The 25747-nt window shown below is 73.5% G+C and carries 23 protein-coding genes and 1 tRNA gene; 10 read left to right on the forward strand and 14 right to left on the reverse strand.

Annotation, left to right across the window (positions count from 1 at the left end; translation table 11 throughout):
• Positions 1-10: 10 nt before the first annotated feature.
• Positions 11-784, forward strand: a complete 774-nt coding sequence (locus ACLQ2V_RS03100; protein ID WP_425716773.1) for a phosphatase PAP2 family protein — start codon at positions 11-13, stop codon at positions 782-784.
• Here ACLQ2V_RS03100 and ACLQ2V_RS03105 read toward each other — a convergent pair.
• Positions 781-2547, reverse strand: coding sequence for an NAD-binding protein (locus ACLQ2V_RS03105; RefSeq protein WP_425716774.1), 1767 nt, complete (start codon positions 2545-2547; stop codon positions 781-783). The two genes, ACLQ2V_RS03100 and ACLQ2V_RS03105, sit on opposite strands and share 4 nt — an antisense overlap.
• An 86-nt stretch (positions 2548-2633) precedes the next feature.
• Here ACLQ2V_RS03105 and ACLQ2V_RS03110 point away from each other — a divergent pair, with 86 nt between their 5' ends.
• The 3 genes from ACLQ2V_RS03110 (at position 2634) to ACLQ2V_RS03120 (ending at position 6284) form a co-directional block, all read left to right on the forward strand.
• Positions 2634-3122 carry an MSMEG_6728 family protein gene (locus ACLQ2V_RS03110; protein WP_425716775.1) on the forward strand — a complete coding sequence of 163 codons (489 nt, stop codon included), beginning with the start codon at positions 2634-2636 and terminating at the stop codon, positions 3120-3122.
• Between the two features lie 49 nt (positions 3123-3171).
• The gene (locus ACLQ2V_RS03115; RefSeq protein WP_425716776.1) at positions 3172-4704 is read left to right on the forward strand and encodes a hydroxysqualene dehydroxylase; all 1533 of its coding nucleotides are present in this window, start codon (positions 3172-3174) and stop codon (positions 4702-4704) included.
• A 245-nt stretch (positions 4705-4949) separates the two neighbouring features.
• Complete coding sequence (locus ACLQ2V_RS03120) at positions 4950-6284, forward strand: hypothetical protein (protein WP_425716777.1); 1335 nt, start codon at positions 4950-4952, stop codon at positions 6282-6284.
• Positions 6285-6542: 258 nt separating this feature from the next.
• On the opposite strand, the gene ACLQ2V_RS03125 is transcribed toward ACLQ2V_RS03120, so the two are convergent.
• Both ACLQ2V_RS03125 and ACLQ2V_RS03130 read right to left on the reverse strand, forming a co-directional pair.
• Entirely contained in the window at positions 6543-7313 is a 771-nt protein-coding gene (locus ACLQ2V_RS03125) for an enoyl-CoA hydratase/isomerase family protein (RefSeq protein ID WP_425717000.1), read from the reverse strand.
• A 165-nt stretch (positions 7314-7478) separates the two neighbouring features.
• Positions 7479-9857, reverse strand: coding sequence for a M4 family metallopeptidase (locus tag ACLQ2V_RS03130; protein ID WP_425716778.1), 2379 nt, complete (start codon positions 9855-9857; stop codon positions 7479-7481).
• Between the two features lie 166 nt (positions 9858-10023).
• On the opposite strand from ACLQ2V_RS03130, the gene ACLQ2V_RS03135 reads away from it, so the two are divergent.
• Both ACLQ2V_RS03135 and ACLQ2V_RS03140 read left to right on the forward strand, forming a co-directional pair.
• Positions 10024-10581 (forward strand): hypothetical protein, encoded by a 558-nt coding sequence (locus tag ACLQ2V_RS03135; RefSeq protein WP_425716779.1) that lies wholly within the window; start codon positions 10024-10026, stop codon positions 10579-10581.
• A 142-nt stretch (positions 10582-10723) separates the two neighbouring features.
• A complete protein-coding gene (locus tag ACLQ2V_RS03140) occupies positions 10724-11383 on the forward strand; it encodes a type 1 glutamine amidotransferase domain-containing protein (RefSeq protein WP_425716780.1) in 660 nt (219 codons plus the stop codon).
• 67 nt (positions 11384-11450) lie between these two features.
• On the opposite strand, the gene ACLQ2V_RS03145 is transcribed toward ACLQ2V_RS03140, so the two are convergent.
• Both ACLQ2V_RS03145 and ACLQ2V_RS03150 read right to left on the reverse strand, forming a co-directional pair.
• A complete protein-coding gene (locus tag ACLQ2V_RS03145) occupies positions 11451-12074 on the reverse strand; it encodes a histidine phosphatase family protein (RefSeq protein ID WP_425716781.1) in 624 nt (207 codons plus the stop codon).
• Between the two features lie 103 nt (positions 12075-12177).
• Positions 12178-12254: transfer RNA gene (locus ACLQ2V_RS03150), tRNA-Thr, on the reverse strand.
• A gap of 378 nt (positions 12255-12632) precedes the next feature.
• On the opposite strand from ACLQ2V_RS03150, the gene ACLQ2V_RS03155 reads away from it, so the two are divergent.
• Positions 12633-13724: an ABC transporter ATP-binding protein gene (locus tag ACLQ2V_RS03155; protein WP_425716782.1), complete on the forward strand. Its 1092-nt coding sequence runs from the start codon at positions 12633-12635 to the stop codon at positions 13722-13724.
• Positions 13725-13788: 64 nt separating this feature from the next.
• Here the strand turns inward: ACLQ2V_RS03155 and rlmB are convergent, their stop codons facing one another.
• Positions 13789-14937: a 23S rRNA (guanosine(2251)-2'-O)-methyltransferase RlmB gene (gene rlmB, locus ACLQ2V_RS03160; protein ID WP_425716783.1), complete on the reverse strand. Its 1149-nt coding sequence runs from the start codon at positions 14935-14937 to the stop codon at positions 13789-13791.
• Positions 14937-16352: a cysteine--tRNA ligase gene (cysS, locus tag ACLQ2V_RS03165; protein ID WP_425716784.1), complete on the reverse strand. Its 1416-nt coding sequence runs from the start codon at positions 16350-16352 to the stop codon at positions 14937-14939. Before cysS ends, rlmB begins: the two co-directional genes overlap by 1 nt.
• Before the next feature lie 64 nt (positions 16353-16416).
• Between cysS and ACLQ2V_RS03170 the strand changes: the two genes are divergently transcribed.
• Both ACLQ2V_RS03170 and ACLQ2V_RS03175 read left to right on the forward strand, forming a co-directional pair.
• Positions 16417-17109 (forward strand): IclR family transcriptional regulator, encoded by a 693-nt coding sequence (locus tag ACLQ2V_RS03170; protein WP_425716785.1) that lies wholly within the window; start codon positions 16417-16419, stop codon positions 17107-17109.
• A 330-nt stretch (positions 17110-17439) separates the two neighbouring features.
• Positions 17440-18594 carry a hypothetical protein gene (locus tag ACLQ2V_RS03175; protein ID WP_425716786.1) on the forward strand — a complete coding sequence of 385 codons (1155 nt, stop codon included), beginning with the start codon at positions 17440-17442 and terminating at the stop codon, positions 18592-18594.
• A gap of 180 nt (positions 18595-18774) precedes the next feature.
• Here the strand turns inward: ACLQ2V_RS03175 and ACLQ2V_RS03180 are convergent, their stop codons facing one another.
• On the reverse strand, positions 18775-19488 hold the full coding sequence (locus ACLQ2V_RS03180) for a TetR/AcrR family transcriptional regulator (protein WP_425716787.1): 714 nt from the start codon (positions 19486-19488) through the stop codon (positions 18775-18777).
• Between the two features lie 15 nt (positions 19489-19503).
• Between ACLQ2V_RS03180 and ACLQ2V_RS03185 the strand changes: the two genes are divergently transcribed.
• Positions 19504-20532 (forward strand): NAD(P)H-binding protein, encoded by a 1029-nt coding sequence (locus ACLQ2V_RS03185; RefSeq protein ID WP_425716788.1) that lies wholly within the window; start codon positions 19504-19506, stop codon positions 20530-20532.
• Here ACLQ2V_RS03185 and ACLQ2V_RS03190 read toward each other — a convergent pair.
• The 6 genes from ACLQ2V_RS03190 to ACLQ2V_RS03215 all read right to left on the reverse strand — a co-directional run bounded on the left by ACLQ2V_RS03190 (position 20495) and on the right by ACLQ2V_RS03215 (position 25502).
• A complete protein-coding gene (locus tag ACLQ2V_RS03190; RefSeq protein WP_425716789.1) occupies positions 20495-22168 on the reverse strand; it encodes a S8 family serine peptidase in 1674 nt (557 codons plus the stop codon). The genes ACLQ2V_RS03185 and ACLQ2V_RS03190 overlap by 38 nt on opposite strands.
• A gap of 147 nt (positions 22169-22315) precedes the next feature.
• Positions 22316-23017 (reverse strand): HAD family hydrolase, encoded by a 702-nt coding sequence (locus ACLQ2V_RS03195; RefSeq protein ID WP_425716790.1) that lies wholly within the window; start codon positions 23015-23017, stop codon positions 22316-22318.
• Between the two features lie 47 nt (positions 23018-23064).
• Entirely contained in the window at positions 23065-24027 is a 963-nt protein-coding gene (locus ACLQ2V_RS03200) for an EamA family transporter (RefSeq protein ID WP_425716791.1), read from the reverse strand.
• Positions 24028-24088: 61 nt separating this feature from the next.
• Positions 24089-24460 carry a pyridoxamine 5'-phosphate oxidase family protein gene (locus tag ACLQ2V_RS03205; RefSeq protein WP_425716792.1) on the reverse strand — a complete coding sequence of 124 codons (372 nt, stop codon included), beginning with the start codon at positions 24458-24460 and terminating at the stop codon, positions 24089-24091.
• 56 nt (positions 24461-24516) lie between these two features.
• Positions 24517-24699, reverse strand: a complete 183-nt coding sequence (locus tag ACLQ2V_RS03210) for a DUF397 domain-containing protein (protein WP_425716793.1) — start codon at positions 24697-24699, stop codon at positions 24517-24519.
• A complete protein-coding gene (locus ACLQ2V_RS03215) occupies positions 24690-25502 on the reverse strand; it encodes a helix-turn-helix domain-containing protein (protein ID WP_425716794.1) in 813 nt (270 codons plus the stop codon). The genes ACLQ2V_RS03210 and ACLQ2V_RS03215 overlap by 10 nt, the downstream gene beginning before the upstream one ends.
• Between the last annotated feature and the right edge of the window lie 245 nt (positions 25503-25747).

Raw genomic sequence — 25747 nt, forward strand, 5'->3', positions numbered from 1 at the left:
GCGTGGTCGCGTGCGGCAGACCCAGACGGTACGGCGGAAAGCGCAGCTCAGGGCGGTACGACCGGCCGGCTGGTGGTGCGACGCGCTGCTGCTCGCCGCCCTGATCGGCCTGACGGCCGCGCTCGCCGCCGACCGGCTCTTCGGCCTCGACCGGGCGGTGGCCGACTGGGCGCAGGCGCACCGGCCGACGGCGGCGCACTGGGTGGCGGTGGTCCTCAACTACCTGGGCCAGGGCACCCCGTTGACCCTGATCGCGCTGGGCATGGGGGTGCTGTTGGCCGTCCGGGTGCGCTCGGTGCGCCCGGTGCTGCCGCCGGCGCTGGCCTTCGTGTTCACCTATCTCACCATCGGCCCGCTGAAGGTCTGGACCGCCCGGCCCGCGCCGAGCGCCGCCGTCAAGGAGCCGTTCCTGCCCGCCGAGGCCACCCTGCCCCTGTTCCAGGACGACCTGCCGCTGCGCTTCGCCCAGTCGTACCCGTCGGGGCACGTCGCCAACACGATCATCTGGTACGGGGTCATCGCGCTGCTGCTGCCACCGCTGCTGGCGACCTTCCGTCGGGCCGTGCCGCCCGCACTGGTCACCGTGGTCCGCCTGGTCCCGCCCATCGTGGTGTTCAGCACCACCACGTACCTGGGCTGGCACTGGCTCACCGACTCGGTCGCCGGGCTGCTGCTCGGGCTGCTCCTGGACCGGCTGCTGCACCGGGTGCCGTGGGACGACGTGCCGCTGCCGCGCCGGCTGGCCGGCTGGGACCGGCCCGCGCTCTTCGCCTCCCGGCCCTAGGGACCGGCGGGCGCGTCGGGGGACGGGTCGGGCGGGGTGGTCTCCCGGAGCAGGGCGGTCAGCCCGGCCCGGCGGGCCATCACGGTCAGCCGGTCGCCGGCGGTGATCACCAGGCGGGGGTCGGCGGACCAGTCGGCCTTCTGGCCGGGGCGGGTGTGCGCCAGCAGGCGTACCTCGCCGGGGTGGGCCACGGCGGCCAGCGGGCGGCCGTCCAGCGCCGAGCCGGCCGCCACCGGGACCTCGGTGACCAGCAGCGCGTGCCGGCCCACCGGGATGGTGGCGATCACCGCGCGGTCCAGCAGGGCGGCGGCGAAGGAGGGCGCGGCGAGGTACGACACGCTGCGCGAGATGCCGATGCCGAACGCCTTCTGGATGCGTTCGGCGAAGTCGCCGTCGAAGAGCCGCAGCACCACCCGCAGCTCCGGGGCGAGGCCACGGGCGTTCAGCGCGGCCCGCAGGTTGACGCCGTCGTCGGTGGAGGCCACGACGAGGGCCTGGCAGGTCTCGACCGAGGCGGAGCGCAGCGTCTCCTCCAGGGCCGCGTCGCCGACCACCACGGGCACCCCGAGCCGGTGGGCCAGCGACGCGCCCCGCGCGTCGGGGGTCTTGTCGATGGCCACCACCTCGACGCCGAAGTCGTGCAGCTGGGCCATCACCCGGGTGCCGATGTTGCCCAGCCCGACGACCACGACGTGCCCCGACCGGTGGGGCTGGATCCGGCCGGCGTGCAGGGCCAGCCGGGCGTTGACCACCCCGTCAACCACCACGGCGGTGATCAGCGGCAGCAGCGCCAGCCCGGCCAGGTTGAGCACCACCTGCATGACCTGCGCGGCGACGGGCTTGTTGACGTCCGGGTCCTCGCCGGTGAGCGTGGTGACCAGGGTGAGGTAGAGCGCGTCACCCCAGTTGACGTCGGCCGCGCGGGCGTTGAGCCAGCCGAGCGCCGCGATGACCGCGAGCAGCACCAGCACCGCGACACCGATCTTGCGGGTGGCGAAGCTGCGCACCGCCCGCAGCAGCACCGCCAGCGGCCGGCGGCGGCGTCGGGCGCGGACCAGGCGACGGGCGGCCAGCTCGGTGCCGGGCGGCTGCCCGGTCGCCTCGGCGAGCACCACGTCGGCGGTCGCCTCGTCGGTGGGCAGGACCCGGTGGCGGTTCGGATCGCGGGTGTCGGCCACCCCGCAGAGCACGCTCTCCGGGCGTACGTCGGCGCGGCGGGCCACGTAGAGGGTGCGCCCGCCGTGCCGGAAGTGGGTCGGGGCGACCTCGCCGAGCGCGGCGGCCACGAACGCCGGGGCCGCCATCGAGGCGTCGGAGAGCACCGCCGAGTCGGGGAAGAGCTGCCGCACCCCGTTGGCGAGGCTGGTGTTGAACATCCGCACCACCAGTCGCAGCCGGGGCTCGACCTCGCGGGCGCAGAGCGCGGCGTGCATGTTCCCCACGTCGTCCTGGTGCAGCAGGGCCAGCCCGTCCGCGCCCGCCAGGCCGGCCCGGCGGAACGTCTCCTCGTCGAGGCGGTCGGCGCGGACCACCTGGATGCCGCCGACGTCCCGGCCGTCGGGGCCGTCGGAGCGGCGGCGCTCGGGCACCACCAGGGTGATCCGGATCCGGCCGGAGTCCACCTCGGTGGCCAGCAACGCCCGCACCACCCAGTACGCCAGCGGGTCGGACCCGCAGACGACGTAGTGCGGGCCGGCCTCCCCGTTCATCCGCAGCCGCCACCCGGCCGCGCGGCGGGCGCGCTCACGCAGGGGGTCGGCCATGCGTCGCATCGTAGTCAGCGGTCGAAAGGCCCCGCAGCCCCGTGATCATGAGGGCATGTCGCGTCCCGGGGCGGGTAGAGCGGGGCATGCAGACGTTCCTGCCGTACCCGGACTTCCTGGCCACCGCCCGGGTGCTGGACGTCAAGCGGCTCGGCAAGCAGCGGGTGGAGGTCATCCAGGTGCTGCGGGGCCTGACCCGGCCGGGGTACGGCTGGCGCAACCACCCGGCGGTCAAGATGTGGGCCGGGTACGAGGAGGCGCTGGTCCGCTACGGCCTCGACGTCTGCGCGGTGTGGTGCGAGCCGGGCCGGGCGGACACCTGCGCGGCGACGCTGCTCACCGACCTCGCCGCCGCCTGCGGCGTCACCGTGGTACGGACCCAGGCGGAGCTGGCCACCGCCGGCGAGCTGCCGCCCTGGCTGGGCCGCGACGACCTGCACCGCAGCCACCGCGCCTCGCTGAGACGCAAGGCCCCGGAGCACTACCGCCCGCTCTTCGCCGACGACGACCTCGACCCGGATTTGGAGTACGTCTGGCCGCCCTCCGACCGGGCCCGCCGAGTCCTCCCGCCCTGAGCAGCGCGCCCGCTGCGCCACTCCCGCCACCTCGGGCAGACTGGTCCGCATGGCGCTGTCACGGGTTCTGGGCCGGTTCGTCGGCGTACGCGAGCATCTGCTGGAGCCCGGCGGCGGTGGCGCCCCCCGGGTGCCGCGCCCGACGGAGGCGGTGGTGGTCGGCGGCGGGATCGCCGGCATGTCGGCGGCGGTGGTCCTCGCCGAGCGCGGGGTCCGGGTGACGGTGCTGGAGGCCGCGCCCACCCTCGGCGGCCGGTTGGGCGCGTGGCCGGAGGCGCTGGCCGACGGCGTCCAGGTCAACGAGCACGGCTTCCACGCGTTCTTCCGGCAGTACTACAACTGGCGCTCGATCCTGCGCCGCATCGATCCGAAGCTGGGCTTCCTCAAGCCCGTCCCGGGTTACCCGGTGCTCAGCGAGCGGTGGCCCACCGAGGAGTTCGGCAGGCTGCCGCCGGCCGCGCCGGTGAACCTGCTGGCCCTGCTGCTGCGCAGCCCGAGCCTGCGCCTGACCGACCTGCGCGGGATGGACCGCGACGCCGCGCTGCCGTTGCTCACCTACCACCCGGAGCGCACGTACGCCGAGTTCGACCAGGTCACCGCCGACGATCTGCTCACCTCGCTGCGGCTGCCGGACCGGGCCCGCGCGATGCTCTTCGAGGTCTTCTCGCACTCGTTCTTCAACCACGAGGCGGAGATGTCGGCGGCGGAGATGATCGCCCAGTTCCACTTCTACCTGCTCGGCAACCCGGAGGGGCTGGCCTTCGACTGCCCGGACGAGGACTACGCCACGGCGATCTGGGCCCCGCTGGCCCGGCACCTGGAGCGGCACGGCGGGCGGGTGCTCACCGGGGCCGCCGCCACCCGGCTGGACCGGGGCCCGGACGGGTGGCGGGTGGGCGCCGCCGACGGCACCGCACACTCGGCGGAGCACGTGGTGCTCGCGGTGGACCCGCCGGCGCTGGCCGCCCTCGTCGCGGCCTCACCGGTGCTGGCCGGGGCCGCCCCGGAGCTGGTGGCGGCCATGCCGACGTTCGGCACCCCCGGCCCGCCGTACGCGGTGGCTCGATACTGGTGCGACGGCGACGTCGACCCGGGCCGGGCGGTCTTCAACGGCGTGTCCCGGCAGCCCACGCTGGACTCGGTGACGCTCTACCACCGGCTGGAGAACGAGTCGCGCCGGTGGGCGCGGCGCACCGGCGGATCGGTGCTGGAGCTGCACGCGTACGCCTGCGACGAGGGCGTGCCGGCCGAGGAGCTGGCCGAGCGGATGCGCGCCGAGCTGGTGACGCTCTGGCCGGAGGCGGCCCGGCTGCGGGTGCGCGAAGTGCGCGCCCGGGTCGAGGCGCGCGCCCCCGCGTTCGCCCCGGGCAGCCACGCCGGCCGCCCGGGGGTACGCACCGACGCCGCCGGGCTCTACCTGGCCGGCGACGGCATCCGGACCGACTTCCCGAGTGCGTTGATGGAACGCTCGGCGGCGACCGGCATCATCGCGGCGAACCACATCCTGCGCGCCAGCGGCGGCGCAACCGAGCCCCTCCGCTCGATCCGCCCCCACGGCCTGCTGGCCCCCCGCCGCCGCTGACCCCGCCCCCACCCTCCCGGGGCACCCCTCCCGGGCTGCCCTCCCCGGGGCCGAGATCCGCGCATCTTCCCCGAAGATGCTGCCTCGATCGGTGTTTCACCCAGCATCTTCCCCGAAGATGCGCGGATCTTGCCGGGTGCGGAGGGGCACGGGGAGCGGCAAATGGTCACAAAACGGTTAAGGTTGTTCTACGCTCGATTGACGCCCACGACGCCGGCGACCGCCGGCACGGGAGGTCAGACGGGGTGTCGACAGCGCACCGGCGGGGGCCGGTCGACCGACCACCGGCCGACGACGCGCTCGACGGCCGGGACACCGGCATTGTCGGCGGGCGGGACACCGGTGGCGGTGGCCTCGGCGGGCGGCGCGACGACGGCGACGGTGGCGGGCTCGGCGGGCGGGACGAGGGCGGTTACGGGCTGGTCCGCGACGTGCGGGCCCGCGTAGTGACGGCGCTGCGGCTCGGCTGGTGGTTGGCCGACGCGTACCACCACGCGCGGACGGCCGACCTGCCGACCGACGCGCCGCGCCCCGAACGACCGCCGGCCAAGCTGACCAACTTCACCGAGATGTCCGCCTCGGGGCGGCTGCGCATGTACCTCGACGGGATCGACGTGGCGCTGACCCAGCTCGCCGAGCCCGGTCACGGCGCCGGGAGCGCGCCGGCACCGCCGGGCCGGGTCGCGCCGGACACCGCCGCCGCCCGCGCGGCGCTGCCGGCCGGGGCGGTCCCCCTGCTGCTCGCCCTGGACGACCTGAACATGGACGTGCTGCGCTGGACGATGGCGACCGATCACCGGGTCGGGATGGCCTACCGGCTCGGCCGCTCTTTGGCCGACACGGTCCGGCACGGCGATGCCGGGCAGGTGCCGTGGCGCTTCGCCGGCCGGCAGTTGGAGATCGGTCGTTGGCTCACCGAGCTGTCCGGCGTCCTGCCGCCGTACTCGGCTGCGGTGGTCCGTCGGTCGTTGCGGGCCTGGACCGAGGCGGTCACCCGGGCCGGGGTGGGCGACCCGGACGAGGCCGGCCTCACCGAGTTGGCCCGTGAGCTGCGCAACCAGGGCGATGTGTGGCGCGGCGTACTGACCGGTGGCCTGCACCCGAGGGACCTGCTCGACGAGGAGGACTACGCCGTGGTGGCCCGGAACGTGATCATCCGGGACCGCAGGCTGGTCGTCCAGGCCGCGCGGGGCGTCTTCTGGCCGGTGCTGGCCCCGCTGCTGGTGGTGCTCCTCGCGGTGGTCGGGGTGAGCGCCGCTGCGGCGGCCGGCTCCCCCACCGTCCGCGCGGCCGTCGCCCTGGTGGGCCTGGGTGCCGGGCTGACCGCGATCTGGCGGTCGGTCTCCGGGCCGGCCCTGACGGTTGCCGGGGAGGTGAACCGGCCGCTGCTGGAGGGCGAGTTGATCGTACGGATGGCCGAGCGGGTGGACCGCCCGCTGGCCGATGCCCGCGCCGCCGCCCGCGCCCGCCGACAGCGCCATGCCGGTCCGTCGAGCCCGACCAGCCCGACGAGTCCTACGCGTCCGACGCGTCCGACGACGAATCGAAATGCGTTGCCGTCCTCGTCGCCCCCGCCCTAAGGTGATCACGCCATTCCGGGATGGCGCGTCCACGGGGCGACGACGGACCGGCCGGCGGGTACGGGGGGCCGCGTCAGGGGCACGCCCGGGCGCGGCACCCGCCGGCCCCACCGCGCTGCCGCGCCTCCGACCGGGATCGGCAGGGCCCTCACCGGATGGGCGGGGCCCTCACCGGATGGGCAGGGCCCTCACCGGGTGGGCGGGGCCCTCACCGGATCGCGGAGTCCCGGGCGGGACTCACCGGGAGACCGACGGCCCTCACCGGGTGGGCGGGGTCCAGTCGAATCGGGGCGGGCGGCGCTCGTTGGCCGCCGCGACTCCCTCGCGGGCCTCGCCGCTCTCCCGGACCTGCCCGTGCCACCAGGCGATCCGATCCGCGTCGGCCCGCTCGTCGACGATCTCCTTCGCGGCGGCGACCGTGAGCCGGGAGCGCTCGGCGATCGTGGCGGTGACCGCCCCGACCCGGGCGGCGAGGTCGTCGGGCGGCAACACCTCGTCGACCAGGCCGATCCGCAGGGCCCGCCCGGCGTCGATCAACTCGGCGGTGAAGAGCAGGTGCTTCGCGGCGGACGGCCCGACCAGCCGGGCCAGCCGGCGGGTGGTGGGGGCCGGGTAGACCAGGCCCAGGCGGGCCGGCGGCACCCCGAACCGGGCATCGGCGGCGGCGAGGCGCAGGTCGCAGGCGACCGCGAGCTGGCAACCGCCCCCGACGCAGGCACCGGAGATCGCGGCGACGGTGGGTCGGCCGAAGGCGGCGAGCCGTTCCTCGGCCGCCACCGCGATGCTGGCGTCCCCGGCCTCCAGCAGCTCGTCGAGGTCGCCCAGGTCCGCCCCGGCGCAGAAGGTGCCGGCGGCACCGGTGAGCACCAGCGCCCGGACCCGGGGGTCCGCCTCCAGTCGGTCCAGCAGCAGCGGCAACTGCCGCCACATCGCGGGGGTCAGCGCGTTGCGCCGGGCCGGGTTGGAGATCACGACCGTGGCCACCGGGCCGGTCACCTCGACGGTCAGCTCCGCGTCGGACACCGCCACCACCTCGCTCGCCTCGCCGGCCCGGTCGGCCGCCGCCGACCGAGGCCCGCCCGGCCGGTGCCCCGATGGAGGGCGCGGCGCGGTCGGTACGGCGACGATAACGCCCGCGGGCCCGACGACCACCCGCGAGGGGTGGCCGCCGGGCCCGGCGACGGTACGACTACGTCAGGAGACGTTGAGCGCGGTGTCGTCGACCACGAAGGAGGTCTTCAGCGAGAAGTCCTCCGTGCCGGTGAACTTCAGGGTGACGGTCTGCCCCTTGTACGAGGCCAGCGAGAACGACTTCTGGCTGTACCCGGTGGCCTTGTTCAGGTTCGAGTAGGTGGCCAGGGTCGCCAGCACCGTCCCGGACGAGTTGAGCACCTGCACCGAGAGCTTGTCGTACTGGGTGCTGGTGGTCGTCTCGGCCGTGTCGATGTGCAGCCAGAAACTGAAGTTGTACGTGGTGCAGCTCGCCGGCAGGGTCACCGACTGGGAGAGCGTCTCGGTGTTGGTGCTGCCGACGCCGTTCAGCCAGGCGCTGTAGGTGCCGGTGCGGGCGGGCTGGGTGGTGCCGTGCTGGCCGATGACGCCGGAGCTGGCCGTCCACACCGTGTTGCCGGACTCGAAGCCGGAGTTACCGAGCTTCTGGCCTGCGCCGGTGCAGCCGCCGGTGCCGTTGACGGTCAGCGTGTAGGTCGCCGTCTTGGTCCCGCCGGTGCCGGTGCCGGTGATCGTGACGGTGTAGGTGCCCGACGCGGCGGCGGTCGTGGTGGCGATGGTGAGGGTCGATGAGGCGCCCGAGGTCACCGAGGCCGGGCTGAACGACGCGGTCGCGCCGCTCGGCAGGCCGGACGCGGAGAACGTCACGGTCTGCGCGGTGCCACTGGTGGTGGCGGTGGAAACGGTGGTGGTGGCGGAGCCGCCGGCGGTCACCGAGCCGGAGGTCGGCGAGAGCGCGACGGAGAAGTCGTTGCCGGTCGACGAGCAGGGCGCGTCGCTGCCGGCCACGTTCACCGAGGTCCAGGACGCCTGGACGGCCTTGTACTCGGTGGAGCAGTTGCCGTACAGGTCGGTGGCCGCCTTGAGGCTGTAGGCGCGGGCGGTGTTCGCCGGGGTCGTGGTGTTGACGTACGACGTGTTGGAGGTGAAGTAGGTGTCCAGGGCCCGGAACCAGATCTTCTCGGCCTTGGCCCGGCCGATGCCGGTCACCGCGGGGGCGGAGCCGCACGGCGTCGAGGTGCCGTACGCGGTGGCGCCGGTGCCCTCGGCGAGGTTGAAGAAGAAGTGGTTGCCCACGCCGGAGGAGTAGTGCACGTCCTTGTTCTTCGTGCTGGTCGACCAGCAGGAGTCGGACGAGCCGTCCAGCGACGGGTTGTACATGTAGCGCAGCGGCGTGTTGTTGCCGTTGATGTTGATCTTCTCGCCGACCTGGTAGTCACCCGGGTCGCTGGGCGCGTTGGCGTAGAACTCCACCATGTTGCCGAAGATGTCGCTGGTGGACTCGTTCAGGCCGCCGGACTCGCCGGAGTAGGTCAGGTCGGCGGTGGCCTCGGTGACGCCGTGGCTCATCTCGTGGCCGGCCACGTCGAGGGAGACCAGCGGGCGGGAGTTGCTCGAGCCGTCGCCGTAGGTCATCTGCGCGCCGTCCCAGAACGCGTTGATGTAGTTGTTGCCGTAGTGCACCCGGCTCGGCACGCCGTTGCCGTTGCCGAAGATGCCGTTGCGGCCGTGCACGTTCTTGAAGTAGTCGAACGTCTTGGCGGCACCGAAGTGGGCGTCGACGGCGGCGGACTGGCGGTTGGAGTTCGCGCCGGTGCCCCACGCGTTGTCGGCGTCGGTGAAGGTGGTGCAGGTCGACGTGCCGTTGTTCATGTCGCAGGTGCGGCCGTTGCCGCGCACCGGGTCGATCATGTTGTACGTCGAGCCGGACTGCGTGGTGTCGATGCTGACCGCGCCGGTGTAGATGCCGGTGCCGGTGCCCGCGACCGAGTGGATCTCGTCGTACGAGCCGATCACCTTGCCGGTGACGGCGTCGGTGATGACGTGCAGCTTGGAGGGGGTCTGCTTGTCGGCCTTCCAGCCGGAGGCGACCGTCTCCCAGGCCAGCCGGCCCTTGCCGGAGGTGGCGTCGACGAAGAGCTCCGGTGCGCCCACGGCGGTGAGGGAGCCGGAGAACTCCTTGGCCGCGGCTTCCTTGGCGCTGGCCGCGGTGACCTTCGCGCTGGTTCCGAGGGTCAGCGGGGCCGCGAGGCCCACCGACGCCCCGGCGTACTCGCCGTTCGCCTTGGCGTGGATGACGAAGTCACCGCCGTAGACGCGCAGGCCGTGGTACGTCCGGTTGTAGCGGGTGTGCGACGCGCCGTCGGCGTCCACCTTCGTCCGGACCGCCTGGTACGTCTCGGCGTCGGAACCCTGGACGGTGCCGGGGTTGCTGCGCAGGACGGAGTCGGCGCGGTCGGGAGCGGGGGCGGTGGGGGCTGCTGCTTGCGCCGTGGTGGCGACGCAGGTGAGCAGGCCGCCGGTCAGCAGCGCTGCGCTGGCAGCGGCGAGGGATTTCTTCACGTGCCCTCCTGGCGAGAATGTGTGACGAGGATAGTCACGCATGTAGATATAGTGATCGTTCAACGAAAGGGGAAGGGACCAGCCCCTTCCAGACCCGAACACTGACCGAAAGGTTGATCAGGCCAAGGTGACGGAACCGGGCGGAGTCCGGACACGTCCGACGAACATGAGTCGGACTCCCCTGCGCGCCGCCCTGACCCTCACCCTGCTGGCGCTGGCGAGCGGCTGCGCCGCCGAGGGCCCCGCCACGCCCACGCCGTCGCCGACCATCCCCGGCCCGTCGTCCACCGCCGCCGCCACGGCGTCGGCCGGGCCGACCACCGCTGCGGGGACGACCGCCGCCACCCCCGCTGCCACCGACCCGACGGAGGCGTCCCCCGACGCCCTGGTGGTGCTGCGCCGCTCGGGCGGATTCGCCGGGCGCGACGACACGGTCACCGTCATCCCGGACGGCCGGTGGACGGCGGTCGACCGGGCCGGCACCCGACGCACCGGCCAGCTCGACGCGACGGCACTGGACCGGCTGCGACGACTCGCCGCCGATCCCGGCCTCACCGCGAAGCGCGCCGACGACGCCGACGGCCGCTGCTCCGACGCGTTCGCGTACCGGCTGACCGTCGGCGGCGCCACGGTCGACTGGACCGAGTGCCCGCCGCAGGGCGCGCCGTCGCCGGCCGCCGCCGAGCTGGCCGCGCTCGTGGTCGACGCCGCCGTGCGGCCCTGAGCGCGGCTGCCAGACGTGGGGCGGAGCGGATCGAGGCGCGGCGGGCGGCCCGCCCGGCGAGGCCCGCCAACCCGGTAATCCCATTCCGGGTGTGTCCTTCGCCTATTGGCCCCTTCCCGGCCCCGGCGGCAGCATGGAACGCATGACACGTGCCCTCATCGCCCTGACCAGTCACCGCCAGCTCGGCGACACCGGCCGCGAGACCGGCTACTACGTCGGCGAGGCCGCCGAGCCGTGGGAGGAGTTCCGCGCCGCCGGCTGGGAGGTCGACCTCGTCTCGGTGGCCGGCGGCGAGCCGCCCGTCGACGGCCGCGACGAGAACGACAAGACCCAGAACGACTTCCTCGCCACCGCCGGCGTCGAGCACACCGCGCGGGCCGCCGACGTCGACCCGGCCGGCTACGACGTGATCGTCTTCGCGGGCGGCCACGGCACGATGTGGGACTTCCCGGGCAACCCCGACCTGGCCCGGATCGCCGTCTCGATCCACGAGCGCGGCGGCGTGGTCGCCGCCGTCTGCCACGGCCCCGCCGCCCTGGTCGACCTCAAGCTCCCCGACGGGCGGAACCTGATCGCCGGCCGGCGGGTGGCCGGCTTCACCAACACCGAGGAGGCGGCGGTCGGCCTGACCGAGCACGTCCCCTTCCTGCTCGCCGACCGGCTCACCGAGGCCGGCGCCACCCACGTCACCGCGCCGGACTTCACCGAGCACGTCGTCGTCGACGGCAACCTCGTCACCGGTCAGAACCCGCAGTCCGCCCGCGCCCTCGCCAAGGCGGTCGTGCGCCTGTCGTCCCACTGAACGGTCGTGCGGCCGTCGTCCGGCTGACCGGGGGCGCGGCTGCTGTCGCGCTGACCGGCGGCGCAGCTCACCAGCGGTAGTCCGGGGGCAGCCCGGTGCCGCGCAGCTCCGCCGGCAGGTGCGCCACGTCGTTGACGGCGACCAGGACCGGCGGGCCGGCGGAGCTGTAGCGGATCACCGTGAGCCCCGCGTTGTGGTGGTTGAGCCCCAGCCAGCGCGCGGGCGGGGCGTCCAGCGCGTGCCGGACCAGCCAGCCGATCAGGAACGTGTGCGTGACCACCAGCACCCGGTCGTCGCCCTCGGCCGGGGCGGCGGCGAAGCGGGCGACGGCCGCCGCCGTCAGTCGCGGCCCGTCGACCCGCTCGGCCGGCGAGAACCCGGCCAGCATCCTGGCGTACGCCGCAGGCAGGCCGGCCGGGTCGGTGTCGTGCGGCAGGTGGTCGCCGGCCAGCTCGGTGGCGTACACCGGGACCGTGGGCAGTGACCGGGTGACCAGCGCGGCCGTCTCGGCGGCCCGGGGCAGCGGCCCGTGGTGGACGGCGGCGAACGGCACCCCGGCCAGCCGCTCGCCGAGCAGCGCCGCCTGTCGGCGCCCCCGGGCGGAGAGGCCGACCTCCGGCGGGTCGTCCAGCGCGTCGGGCGGCAGGTCCTGCTCGCCGTGCCGGGCCAGGAAGAGCAGGCGGCTCGCCATCGTCACCTCGCGCGGGGTCGGAAGGCACGATGCTAACCAGCCCGCGCCACCCGCGACCGTGGACAGGTCACCGGGTCGCGCCGGAACCGCCTTGTGGAAACAGTGGAGCCCCCGGCCGGGATCGAACCGGCGACATCTCGCTTACAAGGCGAGTGCTCTGGCCAGCTGAGCTACAGGGGCGCATCGTGCGTGGCCAGCATAAGCGACGGACCTCGGGACTTGTCCCTCGGCAGGCCCTCCGAGCACGGAAAACGCCAATTTGCCGACCCCGGCGGCGGCCGCTCGCCGGCCGCTGAGCGCTACCGCGCGGAGATTGATGCCCGGCTGTGCCCGACTGCCCGGTATGCCCATGCCGTCCGACCCGTCCCAGCTTCTTTCGTCTTGGCGCGCGTCTTGGCACGCGAGGAAAACCCGTTTACGGTGCAGTGACACGGATGACGCCTCCGGCGGCCAACGCTGCCTGCGGTGTCGTCCGATGGCCGGCGTCACACCGACGCCGGTCGCTCCTTCACTCGGATCGTCCGGCACGTTCCTGCCGGTGAAAGGAAGCGCTCCACCATGGCTACGGTCACCTACGCGAAGGCGTCCCGCATCTACGCGGGCACCGAGCGGCCCGCAGTGAACCAGCTCGACCTGGAGATCGGCGACGGGGAGTTCCTCGTCCTGGTCGGCCCGTCCGGCTGCGGCAAGTCCACCAGCCTGCGCATGCTCGCCGGGCTGGAGGACGTCGACGACGGCGCGATCTACATCGACGACCGGGACGTCACCCACCTGCCCCCGAAGGCCCGCGACATCGCGATGGTCTTCCAGAACTACGCCCTCTACCCGCACATGTCGGTGTACGAGAACATGGCGTTCGCGCTGAAGCTGCGCAAGACCCCCAAGTCCGAGATCGACCGGCGGGTCAAGGAGGCGGCCGGGCTGCTCCAGCTGGAGGAGTTCCTCAACCGCAAGCCGAAGGCCCTCTCCGGCGGTCAGCGCCAGCGGGTCGCGATGGGCCGGGCGATCGTCCGCGAGCCCCAGGTCTTCCTCATGGACGAGCCGCTGTCGAACCTCGACGCCAAGCTGCGCGTGCAGACCCGTACCCAGATCGCGTCGCTGCAGGCCAACCTCGGCATCACCACGGTCTACGTCACCCACGACCAGGTCGAGGCCATGACCATGGGTCACCGGGTGGCGGTCATGCTCGACGGCGTGCTCCAGCAGGTGGACACCCCCCGGGCGCTCTACGACACCCCGGCCAACGTCTTCGTCGCCGGCTTCATGGGCTCCCCGGCCATGAACATCAAGACCGTCCAGCTCACCGAGCAGGGCGCCGCGTTCGCCGAGCTGAACATCCCGCTGACCCGCGAGCAGATCGAGGCGGCCCGCGCCGAGGGCGGCGACGGCAAGGTCACCGTGGGCTTCCGCCCGGAGGACTGCGACATGGTGAGCCCGAGCGAGGGCGGCATGCCGGTCGTGGTCGAGCTGGTCGAGGACCTCGGCTCGGACGCGAACGTCTACGGCCACGCCGCGCTCGAGGGCCAGAACGAGCGCTTCGTGGTCCGCACCGACCGGCGCACCATGCCGAACATGGGTGACACCGTGTTCGTCAAGCCGCGCGCCGACCGTACCCACGTCTTCAACGCCACCAGCGGCAAGCGGATCTGACGTACGACAAGAAGGGGTGCCCACCGCGCGCGGTGGGCACCCCTTCGTCGTCTCTGTCTCCGCCTCAGCCCTCGACGGCCCGGCGGCGGGACACCTCGGCGAGGGCCACCGCGGCGGCGACGCTGGCGTTGAGCGACTCCACCTCGGAGACCATCGGGATGTTGACGGTCAGGTCGCAGGTCTCGCCGACCAGCCGGGACAGCCCGCGCCCCTCGGAGCCGACCACCACGACCAGCGGGCCGACGGCCGCCTCCAGGTCGTACAGGTCGGTTTCGCCGTCGGCGTCCAGACCGACGACCATGAAGCCGGCGTCCTTGCAGGCCTTCAGCGACCGGGTCAGGTTGGTGACCTGGGCGACGGGCACCCGCGCGGCCGCGCCGGCGCTGGTCCGCCAGGCGGTCGCGGTGATCCCGGCCGCCCGCCGCTCCGGTACGAAGACACCCTGCGCGCCGAACGCGGCGGCGGAGCGGATCACCGCGCCGAGGTTGCGCGGGTCCGTGACGCCGTCCAGCGCGACCAGCAGCGGGGCGGCCTGCTCCAGCGACGCGGCGATCAGGTCGTCGAACGACTCGTACGCGAACGGGGGCACCTGGAGGCCGACGCCCTGGTGCAGCACCCCGCCGGTCATCCGGTCCAGCTCGTTGCGGCTGATCTCCAGGATGGCGATGCCCCGGTCGGCGGCGGTGCGGGTGATCTCGTTGATCCGGTCGTCGGCGTCGATGCCCTGGGCGAGGTAGAGCGCGGTCGCCGGCACTCCGGTGCGCAGCGACTCCAGCACCGGGTTACGCCCGACCAGCAGCTCGGGGCTGTCCTTCGACGGGTTGGACTTGCGCCCCGGCGCGACCCGGGGACCGGTGCGCCCGGCCGGGCCGCCCCGACCGCCACCGCTGCCCCGGCCGCCGGGGGCGGCGCCCCGGCCGCCCGGCACGCCCCGGCCGCCACCCTTGCCCCAGGTGGTGTCCTTGCTGCCCGGCTTGCCGATCTTGGGGGCGCGCCCCTCCTCGGTCGCCGCCCGGCGCTCCTTGTCCTGCTTCCAGGCGGTGCGCTGGGGCAGCTTCTCGGTGCCCGAGTACGCCTTGTGCCAGGGGCGCTCGTCGGCGGGCAGGGTCTTGCCCCGGCCCGCGAGGGAGTCCTTGTTCTTGCCTCCGGTGCCCTTCGGGGCGCCCGCCTTCGGCGTCAGTCGCCGGCCACGGCGCTGCGAGTTGCCGGCCATCAGTCCTGCTCTCCAATAGTCCAACGGGGTCCCTGCGGGGTGTCCTCGACCGTCACACCAGCCTGGTTGAGCTGGTCGCGGACGGCGTCCGCCGCCGCCCAGTCCTTGCGGGACCGGGCCTGCGCGCGCTGCTCCAGGGCCAGCGCGATCAGCGTGTCCACCACGTCGCGCAGGTCGTCCACGCGCCCGCCGCCGGTCCACGCCTCGTCGAGGGGGTCGAGCCCGAGGATATCCAGCATCGCCCGCGCGGAGCCGAGCGCCGTGCGGACGGTCACATCGTCGCCGGTGGTCAGGGCGCTGTTGCCGGCCCTGATCGTCTCCTGGAGCACCGCGAGGGCGGCCGAGGTGTTCAGGTCGTCGTCCATGGCGGCGACGAAGGCACCCGGCAGCTCCCCGAGCTCACCCGGGCCCACCCGCTCGGCGGCCCGCTGGACGAACCCCTCGATCCGCCGGAAGCCGGTCGCCCACTCGCGCAGCGAGTCCTCGGTGTAGTCGAGCAGCGACCGGTAGTGCGCCGCCGCGTAGTAGTAGCGAAGCTCGATCGGGCGCACCCCGAGCGACGCGACGTACGCCAGGCCGAGGGCGTTCCCGGCCGACTTGCCCATCTTCGCGCCGCCGATGCCGAGCAGGCCGTGGTGCACCCAGTAGCGGGCGAACGGCAGGCCGGCGGCCTGCGACTGGGCGACCTCGTTCTCGTGGTGCGGAAAGATCAGGTCGAGCCCGCCGCCGTGGATGTCGAACTCGGCGCCCAGGTAGCGCCAGCACATCGCCGAGCACTCGATGTGCCAGCCGGGCCGCCCCCGCCCCCACGGCGAGGGCCAGTACGCGTCCGCCGGCTCGTCGGGCTTGACGCCCTTCCAGAGGGCGAAGTCGCGCGGGTCGCGCTTGCCCCGCTCCGGGGCGTCGTCGGCGGCCTGCATCGCGTCGGGCGACTGGCCCGAGAGCGCCCCGTACGCCGGCCAGGAGGCCACGTCGAAGTAGACGTCGCCGGAGCCGTCGCCGGACGGGTAGGCGTGCCCGGCGTCGATCAGCTTCGCGATCAGCTCGTGCATCTCCGGGACGTGCCCGGTGGCCCTCGGCTCGTACGTCGGCGGCAGCACGTTGAGCGCCTGGTAGGCGTCGGCCAGCGCCCGCTCGTTGGCGTACGCGATGGACCAGAACGGCCGGCCCTGCTCGACGGCCTTGACCAGGATCTTGTCGTCGATGTCGGTGAGGTTGCGGATGAACCGGACCTCGAACCCCTTGGCCAGCAGCCAGCGGCGCAGCACGTCGTAGTTGACACCTGATCGAAGATGGCCGATGTGTGGAGGCCCCTGGAGGGTGAGGCCACACAGGTAGACCCCCACCTTGCCGGCTTCCCGCGGGACGAAGTCCCGCACCGATCGGGTGGCGGTGTCATACAGCCGTAGCGTCACCTCACAAGGGTAGCCGTCCACGCGTCCCCGGGCCGCCCGGTGCCGGGGTCGTACGCTGCCCCTCGTGGATGAGGCGGCGCAGCGGCAGGACGGCACGACGGAGCACGCCGGCGGCGGGGCGCGCGGGGGTGAGACGGCCCAGACCCTGGACCGCGGGCTACGGCTGCTGCACCTCGTCGCCGACGCCCCGATGGGGCTGACCGTCACCGAGGCGGCGAACCGGCTGGGCATCGGCCGCGCGGCCGTCTACCGACTGGTCGGGGCGCTGAGCGGGCACGGCATGGTACGACGCGACGGCGACGGCCGGCTCCGCCTCGGCGTGGGGGTGCTGCACCTGGCCCGGCGGGCCCAACCGCTGCTCGCGGAGGGGGCCCTGCCCGCCCTGCGCCGACTCGCCGAACAGGCCGGCGCGACGGCTCACCTCACCGTGGTGGAGGGCGGCGAGGGCGTCGCCCTCGTGGTGGTGGAGCCGAGCTGGACGTCGTTCCACGTCGCCTACCGGACCGGGACCCGGCACCCCCTGGACCGGGGGGCCGCCGGCCGAGCCATCCTCGCCGGCCGCACGGGCGCCGCCGGCCCGGTGGGCACCAGCGGCGAGCTGCAACCCGGCGCGTACGGGGTGGCCGCGCCGGTGCTCGGCGTGCCGGGCCTGGAGGCGAGCGTCGGGGTGGTGGCACTGGCCCCGCTGGACCCGAAAGCGGCGGGCGAGCAGGTGCTGGCGGCGGCCACCGCCGTCGCGACGGCCCTCTCCTCCTGAGCCATCCCACTCGCGCTCCGCGTCGAGCGGCTCATGATCGACTTCATGTGCGGCACATTGGGGCTTCCCGCGCCCGTCAGGCCACCACTTACCGCACATTGCGACCGCCCTCCCCCTGACTGGTCGCCCTGCCCGGCCGGTCGCCCCGCCCGACCACCGCACGCCAAGCGACACGCATCCCGCCCGAGGTGCTAGGCGGCAGGCGAGTTGATCAGCCAATACCACAGCGGGAAGCCTCGGAGCGGTTTATCCACAGGCGACCGAGCGGGCCGGCCGCGCGGTTGTCCACAGGGGTGTCGAAGGCGCTCCGGTACCCGCCAGCCTGGGCACATGCCTCGACGTCCCGAACGCCCCTCCGCCCTCGCCTGGCAGGTCTTCCGTGCCTCCGACGCAATCCGGTCGGGCCTGATCACCAGGCACCGGCTACGCAGTTCGGCCTGGGTCAACCTGCGCCGCGACATCTACGCCGACTCGCGCCTCGAGCTGGATCACGTGCTCGCCTGTCGAGCGGCCTCCCTGCAACTGCCTCCCGGCGCGCTGATCGCCGGCCCCTCGGCGGCGCTGCTGCACGGGATCGAGCACGCCGCCGAGTTCTCCGACGAGGTGCACGTGGCCAGCCCGCGCGCGGCCGGGCTGCGCAGCCAACAAGGGCTCCGCGCGCACCTGACCGACCTGCTCCCCGCCCAGCCGCCCGCCCTCACCCCACCGCGACCCACCGCCCAGTCGCCTGCCCTCACCCCACCGCGACCCACCGGCCCGCCGCGCTCCACCGTCCCGGCCCCCATCGGCCCGGCAACCTCATCGCCGGGCGGGACGGCCGGCCCGGGAATCGCGCAGAGGTCAGGTGGCCTCGCCCTCACCGAGCTCGCACCGGTTTCGACGGCGGTTCCGACAACGGCCCCGGTCCCAGACCCCATCGCGGTCACCGCCCCCATCGCGGTGGCGGTGCCGGCGTGGGCGCTGCCGCGTACCGACCCCACGACGGCGGCCTGGGAGACGGCCGCCTGGCTGGAGACCTGCCGCGCCGTCGGGATCGTCGACAGTCTGCTCCGCGAGAAGCTGACCAGCCGGGACGCCTTGGCCGCGATCGCCGCCAGCCATGCGGAGCGGCCGGGCGGGCGGCGGGCGCGGTGGGTATTCGACCTGGCCGACCCCGGCGCGCAGTCACCGCCGGAGTCCGAGTTGCGGGTTCGGCTGGTCCTCGCCGGGCTCCCCCGCCCGGTCGCCCAGCACCCGGTGCGGCTGGCGTCGGGGCTCGTCCTGCACCCCGATCTGGCCTGGCCCGAGTTCCGCGTCGCAATCGAGTACGACGGCCGCTGGCACGCCGACGACGAGCAACTGCACCGGGACCGACAACGGCTCAACCAGCTCGTCGGTGCGGGATGGCTCGTGCTGCACGTGACCAGCCGTCGCCTCCGGCACGACTTCCCCTCGCTGGTGCGGGAGGTCCAGGCCGCCCTGGCCCGCCGAGGCTGGCGCCGGTGACCACCGCGGGGGTGACCGGCGTGGACCACGGCGTCCGTGACCGGCGTGGACCACGGCGTCCGTGACCGGCGTGGACCACGGCGTCCGTGACCGGCGTGGACCACGGCGAGCGAGGGCGGCAGCCACGCGGGCGACGGCGGGGCGATCGTGCCGGCGCGAGAATTCGGGGCCCCCACTCCGCTAAGGGCCGTCCATCCCGTGGCGCAGTTGAATGAACGCCCGGTCCGCGTCGGCGACCGCCTCCGGTTGCACAGCGCGGGCGGTTCTCCCGTCGGCGATCTTCTGCCAGTTGGTCCGGGCCAGCACGCGGTGAACCGCGATCACCTGGGCGGCTTGCAGTCGGGCCTCGATATCCGGGCCGAGGACGGCGGCCAGGGCCTCCTCGTCGTCGAGCGTGTACCGCGTGAGCCGCGCCGCCAGGCTGGGGGTGGTGAACACCAGCCGGTGGAACGCCACCACCTCGGGGTGATCGTTGAGGCCGGTGACCGGCTCGAAGCGATCGAGACCGGCTCGGAAGTGTCGGTGCAGCGCTGTCAGCGGCCCGATGCCGGTCCGGCGGTCGCGTACGACGCGTGCGGCCTCACCGTTGTGGTCCGCGAAGCGGTGCAGGACCAGGTCTTCCTTGGTCGCGAAGTAGCGGAACAGGGTCGGTTTCGACACCTCCGCCGTCGCGGCGACGTCGGAGACCGACACCTGGTCGAACCCGCGCGCCAGGAAGAGCGAGATGGCCGCGTCGGCGATCGCGTCCCGCGTCCGCACCTTCTTGCGGGCCCGCAGCCCGACCGGTTCGATCACTCCCCCACGGTAACATTCGTTACCGAGTTGCTTTTTTGACTCGGTAACGATTTCATGGAAGCCATGGAACTCACGGGTGCCCTCCCCCTGTCCGGCCACGTTGGCAGGGACGCGATGACGTCGGCAGGAAGGTCTCCGGTGCTCGTCACCGGCGCGACCGGCCGGATCGGGGAGGCCGTGGTCGGCCTGCTGACCGACGCGGGCGTGCCGGTCCGTGCCCTCGTACGCCGCCCCGGGTCGGCGGCGGGGCTGCCCGCCGGCGTCGAGATCGTCACCGGCGATCTGACCGTGCCCGAATCGCTCGACGCCGCGCTGCGTGCCGTCGACACGGTCTTCCTGGTCTGGACCGCCCCGCCGCGGACCGCGGCCGCCGTCGTCGATCGGCTGGCCACCCACGCGCAGCGGGTCGTCTACCTCTCCGCACCACACCGGACCCCGCACCCGTTCTTCCGGCAACCGAACCCGATGGCGGCGCTGCATGCCGAGATCGAGCGGCTCATCGCGGCCACCGGGCTGGACTCGACCATCGTCCGGCCGGGGATGTTCGCGTCGAACGCCCTGCTCTGGTGGGCCGCCGCGATCCGTGCCGACGGCGTGATCCGGTGGCCGTACGGCGCGGCCGAGACGGCCCCGGTCGACGATCGGGACGTGGCCCAGGTCATCGCGCGGATCCTCGGCGAGGACGGGCATGCCGGGGGCGACTACGTCCTGACCGGCCCCGAGTCGCTCAGTCAGGCCGAACAGGTGGACATCATCGGCGACGCCCTGGGCCGCCCGATCACGTTCGAGGAACTGTCACCCGACGACTTCCGGCACCAGGCCCCGGCAGCTACGCGCCCGGTGGTGGACATGCTCCTGGCCGCGTGGAACGCCACCTTGGGCCACCCGGCACACGTCACCTCCACGGTCTCCGACGTCCTCGGAACACCACCGCGAACGTTCCGTCAGTGGGCCACCGACCACGCCGCCGCGTTCACCGAGATCCCCACCCAGCGCCTTGACCAGCCCGGGTGCGCAGTGCCGCCCCACCGCCGGCCGTCCCCGCCAGCAGTCGCGGGGCCCGGGCGACCGTGGTCGCCCGAGCCCCGCCCGGTGCTGCCGGTGGTCACATTCGGGTGGTCACCGCGGCGTACGCGTCGATGATCCCGTAGCCGTAGAAGCCGTTGAACGTCGAGTCGCCCGCGCAGTACGCGTTGAACTCGGCGCTGCGACCCTCGTTGGTGTAGGTCTGCAGGCGCGGCTCCGGGCAGGCGTGCTCCGCGGCGGTCCGGTAGAGCTGCCGCTCCACCTTCGCCGGGGCCATGCCCAGGCCGCCACGGGTCACCTTGCCGTACTTGCTGACGATCAGCGCGGCGACGCCGCTGACGTGCGGCGACGCCATCGAGGTGCCCTGGAGATAGGTGTAGTAGCCGCAGTCGCCGTTGGCCTTGCACTGCTTGAACACCGTCTCCTCGAAGCCGGCGACGATGTTGCCGTTCTCGTCGACCGACCCCTCCTCCTGGAGCACGTGCTTCGGGTAGCTGGAGAGGATCATGTTCGAGTCGAGAAGGTAGGTGTCGGTGCCGAACCCGTCACGGAACCAGCCGCCCGGCGCGGCGACCGAGATCTGCTCGGTGCCGTAGTTCGAGTAGTCGGCCTTCTTGCCCGACGGGCCGACCGAGGACACGCCGATCACGTGCGGGCCCTCCACGGGCAGGTCCCAGCAGCTCGCGTTGTCGATCGGCCTCGGGTACGGGTCGCTGCCGTAGTCGGGGCTGGAGATGTCCGTACGCGGGGCCGCCAGGTCCTCGTGGTTGTTGCCGAGCGAGCCGACCAGGGTGACGCCCTTGCGGTGGGCGAACTCGAGCGCCCGCTTCATGGCCGCGATGGTCGCCCGCTGCTCGGCCTGCGCCTGCGGCGAGTCGGCCGGGTTGGCCGTGCAGTTGTAGAGCCACGGGTCGACGTAGAAGGACATGTTCACCACGTCCAGGCCGACCCGGCCCGCGTGCACCAGACCGTTGACGACCGGGTCGAGGAAGAAGTAGCCGGAGTCCTGGCCGGCCTTCAGCTCGACCAGGGTGACGTTCGGGGCGACGCCGGAGAGGCCGAAGCCGTTTGCGGCCGCGCCGATGGTGCCGGCGACGTGCGTGCCGTGGCCGCCGTCGTCGGTGCCGACCGGGTCGAGGCAGCCGGCGACCTCGCACTCGCCGTCGACCTCGGGGATGTCCCGGGCGAAGTTGCGCGACAACGACCAGCTGAAGTTCGGCGCGAGGTCGGGGTTGCTGGCGTCGAGGCCGGTGTCCAGGACCCCGACGGTGACCCGGCGGTCCCCCGGCTCCACCTTGCGGGCCCGGTCGGCCCGGATCATGTCCAGACCCCACAGCTTGTCGTCCAGCGGGTCCATCTTCTTGCCCCGCCGGGCCTGCGCACCCTTGGCCTTCGCCTTGGCCTGCGCGAGGAGGTGTTCCTGCTCGACCCGGTCGAGCTTCGGCTTGCTGCCGATCGCCTTCTTCGCGGCCGCGCCGAGCAGGGCCGCGCTCGCGGTCGCCCGGCTGGCGAAGTCGGCCCGCGCGCTGGTGACCTGGAACAGGCCGACCTCGTCGGTACGGGACAACACGGTTCCGCCGGCGGCGGTGATGGCGGCGATCGCCGCGTCGGCGGAGACCCCCGACTCCGCGACGACGGTGAATTCCCGGTTCTCGGCGGTCGGCTCGGCGTTCGCCGGCCCCATGACCCCGGTGACCGTAAGTGCCAGTGCCGCTGCGCTCGCGACGGCACCGGCGGTGAAGCGCTTGCTCACCACATCGGATCCTCTCGTTGAGGGACGTGGCAGCCATCCCATATCAACCAGCCGCGATCCGCCAGACGGGCGTCCGTATTACACGGCAAGAAGGCATTCGTCGTCTCGCTGTCACCAATACCGACATCGGCCGACCTTGCTGCGGCGCTACGCGTCGCTCAGCTCGCGGCCGGCGGCGAGCCGGTCGACCACGGTCGGCAGCTCGGCCAGGGTGGACACCTCGGCGTCGGCCGACATCTCCGGCGGGCGGGGCAGGCCCCGCCGATTGAGCCAGACCGCCCGCAGCCCCGCCTGCCGGGGCGCCACCACGTCGATGTCCGGCTGGTCGCCGACGTACACGATCTGCTCCGGGGGCACCCCCGCCGTCGCGGCGACGGCGGCGTAGAACCGGGGGTCGGGCTTCTTCGGCAGGCCGTCCTCGTGGGCGTACAGCTCGAAGGTGAACTCGCCGGCCAGGCCGCAGCGCTCGGCGCGGCTGTTGCCGTTGGTGGCGTAGCCCAGCGCGTACCGGCGGCGCAGGGCGGCCAGCGCGGGCAGCGCGTCGGGGAAGGGCCGGGTCAGCGCGAAGCGCCGGGCGAAGAAGAGCCTCGCGACGTCGTCCAGGTGCGCGTCGAGGCCCGCGCGGCTCAGCGACCGGGCCAGCGCGGCCCGCCGGATCTCCATGACCGGTGCGGCGCGCATCGCGCCGAAGACCGCCGCCCAGTCGGACTCCAGCTCCGCGAGCGACACCTCGGCCGCCGCCGGGCTCAGCCGCCGCATCTCATCGAGTACGACCACCAGGCCGCCGGTGACCGCCGGGCGCAGATCGAGCAGGGTCTCGTCGGCGTCGAACACGACGTGGGTCAGCATGACGCCAAGGCTGCCACCGAACGACGCGCCCGTGGGGGCGGCCAGCGTCAGCCGCCAGGGGTGAGGGCGGGCACGGCCGGATGGTCGGCGTCGCGGGCCTCGCGCAGCTCGTCGATGCGGACCAGGGCGACCCCGGCGACGATCAGGCCACCGCCCAGCAGCTGCACGACGGCGGGCAGCTCGCCCAGCACCAGCCAGGCGATGAGGACCGCGAACATCACCTCGGTCAGCCCGACGAACGACGACAGCCGGGCACCGAGGATCCGGGTCCCGGCGATCCCGGCCAGGTACGCGACCACGGCGGCGACCAGCGACAGGCCGGCGATGGGCACCAGCCAACTGGTGCGCTGCCCGGCGAAGGTCACCTCGCCGAAGACGGCCCGCAGCGGCAGGACCCCGACCAGGCCCAGCAGGAGCAGCACGGACGCGCCGACGGCCATGCCGGCGCTGGCCATCGCCACCGACGGCAGGCCGTCGTCGACCCGGCCCGCGATCACGAAGTACCCGGCCAGCCCCACCGCCGCGCCCAGGCCCCAGAGCACGCCCACCGGGTCCAGCCGACCCGCGCCGGTCAGGTCGAGGACGGCGACGAGGCCGGCCAGCGCGACCACCGCCCCGGCCACGGTCAGCCGGCGGGGACGGTGGCCGTGGACCAGCCACATCCAGCCGACCACGAGGATGACGCCCAGGTATTCCAGCAGCAGCGCCACACCGACCGGCAGGTAGCGGACGGCGTTGAAGAAGCACGCCTGGGCGAGGGCGACGCCGAGCAGCCCGAAGACGCCGACCGGGGCGAGGTTGCGCCGCAGCACGCCCCACCGGCCGCGCAGGGCCAGCGCCGCCGGCACCGCGAGCACGACGGCGGCGATGCCGACCCGGGTGATCACCGCGGCCTCCGCGGACCAGCCGGCGTCGATCAGCGACCGGGCGAAGGTCCCCGAGGTGGCGAAGGTGACGGCCGACAGCAGCGCCAGGCCGAGGCCGGTGCTGGTCGCTGGTCGTGAAGGCATCGACTCTCCTGACACGTAGTGCTGCGGGGTCACCCACCGGCGGACGCCATCGGCGCGCGGGTCAGGGTGCCGTGCCCGCCATCAGCCAACGGGAAACGGTGACGCGGAGCAGGACGTTCTCCCCGGCGGGGCCGGCCGGGGTGGTGATGTCCCAGTCGTACTCGCGGCGGAATCCGTCCACCACCGACGCCGGGAAGGGCGGACGCACCACGCTGGCCGTGCCCTCCGCGACGACCGGGGACACGCCGTCCGGCAGCGCCAGCGACACCCGGGGATCGGCGAGCAGGTTGCGGACCTTGCGGTTCCGCTCCTGGGTGCAGATCCACCAACCGTCGTCGCGGTACAGGAACCAGACCGGCGTGAGGTGCGGCGACCCGTCCGGCCGCAGGGTGCAGAGCCAGACGATCCGCTCCCGGTCGAGCCTCTCCAACACCTCCGACCCGGGCTTCTTGGGGCCGCGCGCCTCAGGCCCGTGCGCTGCCGGCCCGGTCAACGGGGCAGGGCCGCGACGAAGGCCCGCCAGGAGGCCGGGTCGACGGCCAGCACCGGGCCCGTGGCGTCCTTGCTGTCCCGCACCCCGACCACCCCGGGAAGATTCGCCGCCACCTCCACGCACTGGTCGTTCGATCCGCTGCGACTGCTCTTGCGCCACCGGGCACCGTTCAGTTCCATGACTCCGCCACTTCCCTCAATCGATCGATCGACTCCTGTGGAGGCAACGCCGCGCCGAGGGTAGCTTCCCAGGTCCGTAGGAGGCGACGAAGATTCTCTGGCTGATCCAGCTCCTGGCCGCCGATCTGGCCGCCGAGAAAGGCCAGGTCGACGCCGTCGCGCAGCGTCGCCAGGATGAAGGGGCCGTTGAGGCCGGGGTATTCCTCGGCCGTGCCCGGAACCACGTGCAGCCGGACGCCGGGATGCTCCGTGGCCAACCTCGCGAGGTGCGACACCTGGTCAGACATGGTCTTGCGACTGCCCACGCGGCGGCGAAGCACCGCCTCGTCGACCACCGCCACCACGCGGACCGGGCGATCCCCGTAGAGAACCCCCTGGCTCTCCATTCGATCGTTCAGCCGTCGTTCCACCTCGTCGGCGTCGAGCAGGTCGTCCGCCTCGAAGACGGCGCGGGCGTACGGCTCGGTCTGGAAGAGGCCCGGCACGTGCAGCGGGTCGAACCAGCGCAGCGCGCGGGCCTGCTCCAGGATCGCCCGCCAGCCGCGCAGCCAGACCTGGGCCTTGTCGAGGCTGACCAGCTCGGTGAGCATGCGGCCGAAGAGGCCACCGGTCTCCAGCGCCCGGTCGACCAGCTCCAGGTATTTCGCCGCGGGCGGCTGCTGGCCCAGCTCGACCGCGCTCACCAGCGACGGCGAGTAGTTGACCGCCTTGGCCAACTCCTCCTGGCTCCAGCCCCGACGCATCCGCGCCCGGCGCAGCTCGGCGACCAGGAAGGCCGCCGCCGTCATCTGCCCACCCGTCATCTACAACCGCCTTCCACCGCGACGCTGATCCACTCCGGTGCCCCGCCACCTGCGCGGATGCCCGGAACAGACCGGCTCCCGCAAAGCCCGGAGACACTTCCGAACGTAGCGGTGTCATCACCACACTGTGAAGTGCGCGCGGCGAAATGGGCCTACCCCCCTTGGCCCGGTCGTGCGCGGGGGCCGTCCCGCTCCCCCGGCCGGGCGGCCCCCACCACGCCGCGATGCGCAGGCACGCCGGACGC

This window comes from Micromonospora sp. DT233 (genome assembly GCF_049841815.1).
GTDB lineage: Bacteria > Actinomycetota > Actinomycetes > Mycobacteriales > Micromonosporaceae > Micromonospora.

Coding starts and splice junctions, on each gene's coding strand:
- ACLQ2V_RS03115 (WP_425716776.1), top strand. CDS start 3,172: ATGGCGCTGTCACGGGTTCTGGGCCGGTTCGTCGGCGTACGCGAGCAT.
- ACLQ2V_RS03145 (WP_425716781.1), bottom strand. CDS start 12,074: ATGGCGAGCCGCCTGCTCTTCCTGGCCCGGCACGGCGAGCAGGACCTG.
- ACLQ2V_RS03200 (WP_425716791.1), bottom strand. CDS start 24,027: ATGCCTTCACGACCAGCGACCAGCACCGGCCTCGGCCTGGCGCTGCTG.
- ACLQ2V_RS03140 (WP_425716780.1), top strand. CDS start 10,724: ATGACACGTGCCCTCATCGCCCTGACCAGTCACCGCCAGCTCGGCGAC.
- ACLQ2V_RS03195 (WP_425716790.1), bottom strand. CDS start 23,017: ATGCTGACCCACGTCGTGTTCGACGCCGACGAGACCCTGCTCGATCTG.
- ACLQ2V_RS03215 (WP_425716794.1), bottom strand. CDS start 25,502: ATGACGGGTGGGCAGATGACGGCGGCGGCCTTCCTGGTCGCCGAGCTG.
- ACLQ2V_RS03185 (WP_425716788.1), top strand. CDS start 19,504: ATGACGTCGGCAGGAAGGTCTCCGGTGCTCGTCACCGGCGCGACCGGC.
- ACLQ2V_RS03210 (WP_425716793.1), bottom strand. CDS start 24,699: ATGGAACTGAACGGTGCCCGGTGGCGCAAGAGCAGTCGCAGCGGATCG.
- ACLQ2V_RS03155 (WP_425716782.1), top strand. CDS start 12,633: ATGGCTACGGTCACCTACGCGAAGGCGTCCCGCATCTACGCGGGCACC.
- ACLQ2V_RS03105 (WP_425716774.1), bottom strand. CDS start 2,547: ATGGCCGACCCCCTGCGTGAGCGCGCCCGCCGCGCGGCCGGGTGGCGG.
- rlmB (WP_425716783.1), bottom strand. CDS start 14,937: ATGGCCGGCAACTCGCAGCGCCGTGGCCGGCGACTGACGCCGAAGGCG.
- ACLQ2V_RS03135 (WP_425716779.1), top strand. CDS start 10,024: ATGAGTCGGACTCCCCTGCGCGCCGCCCTGACCCTCACCCTGCTGGCG.
- ACLQ2V_RS03175 (WP_425716786.1), top strand. CDS start 17,440: ATGCCTCGACGTCCCGAACGCCCCTCCGCCCTCGCCTGGCAGGTCTTC.
- ACLQ2V_RS03110 (WP_425716775.1), top strand. CDS start 2,634: ATGCAGACGTTCCTGCCGTACCCGGACTTCCTGGCCACCGCCCGGGTG.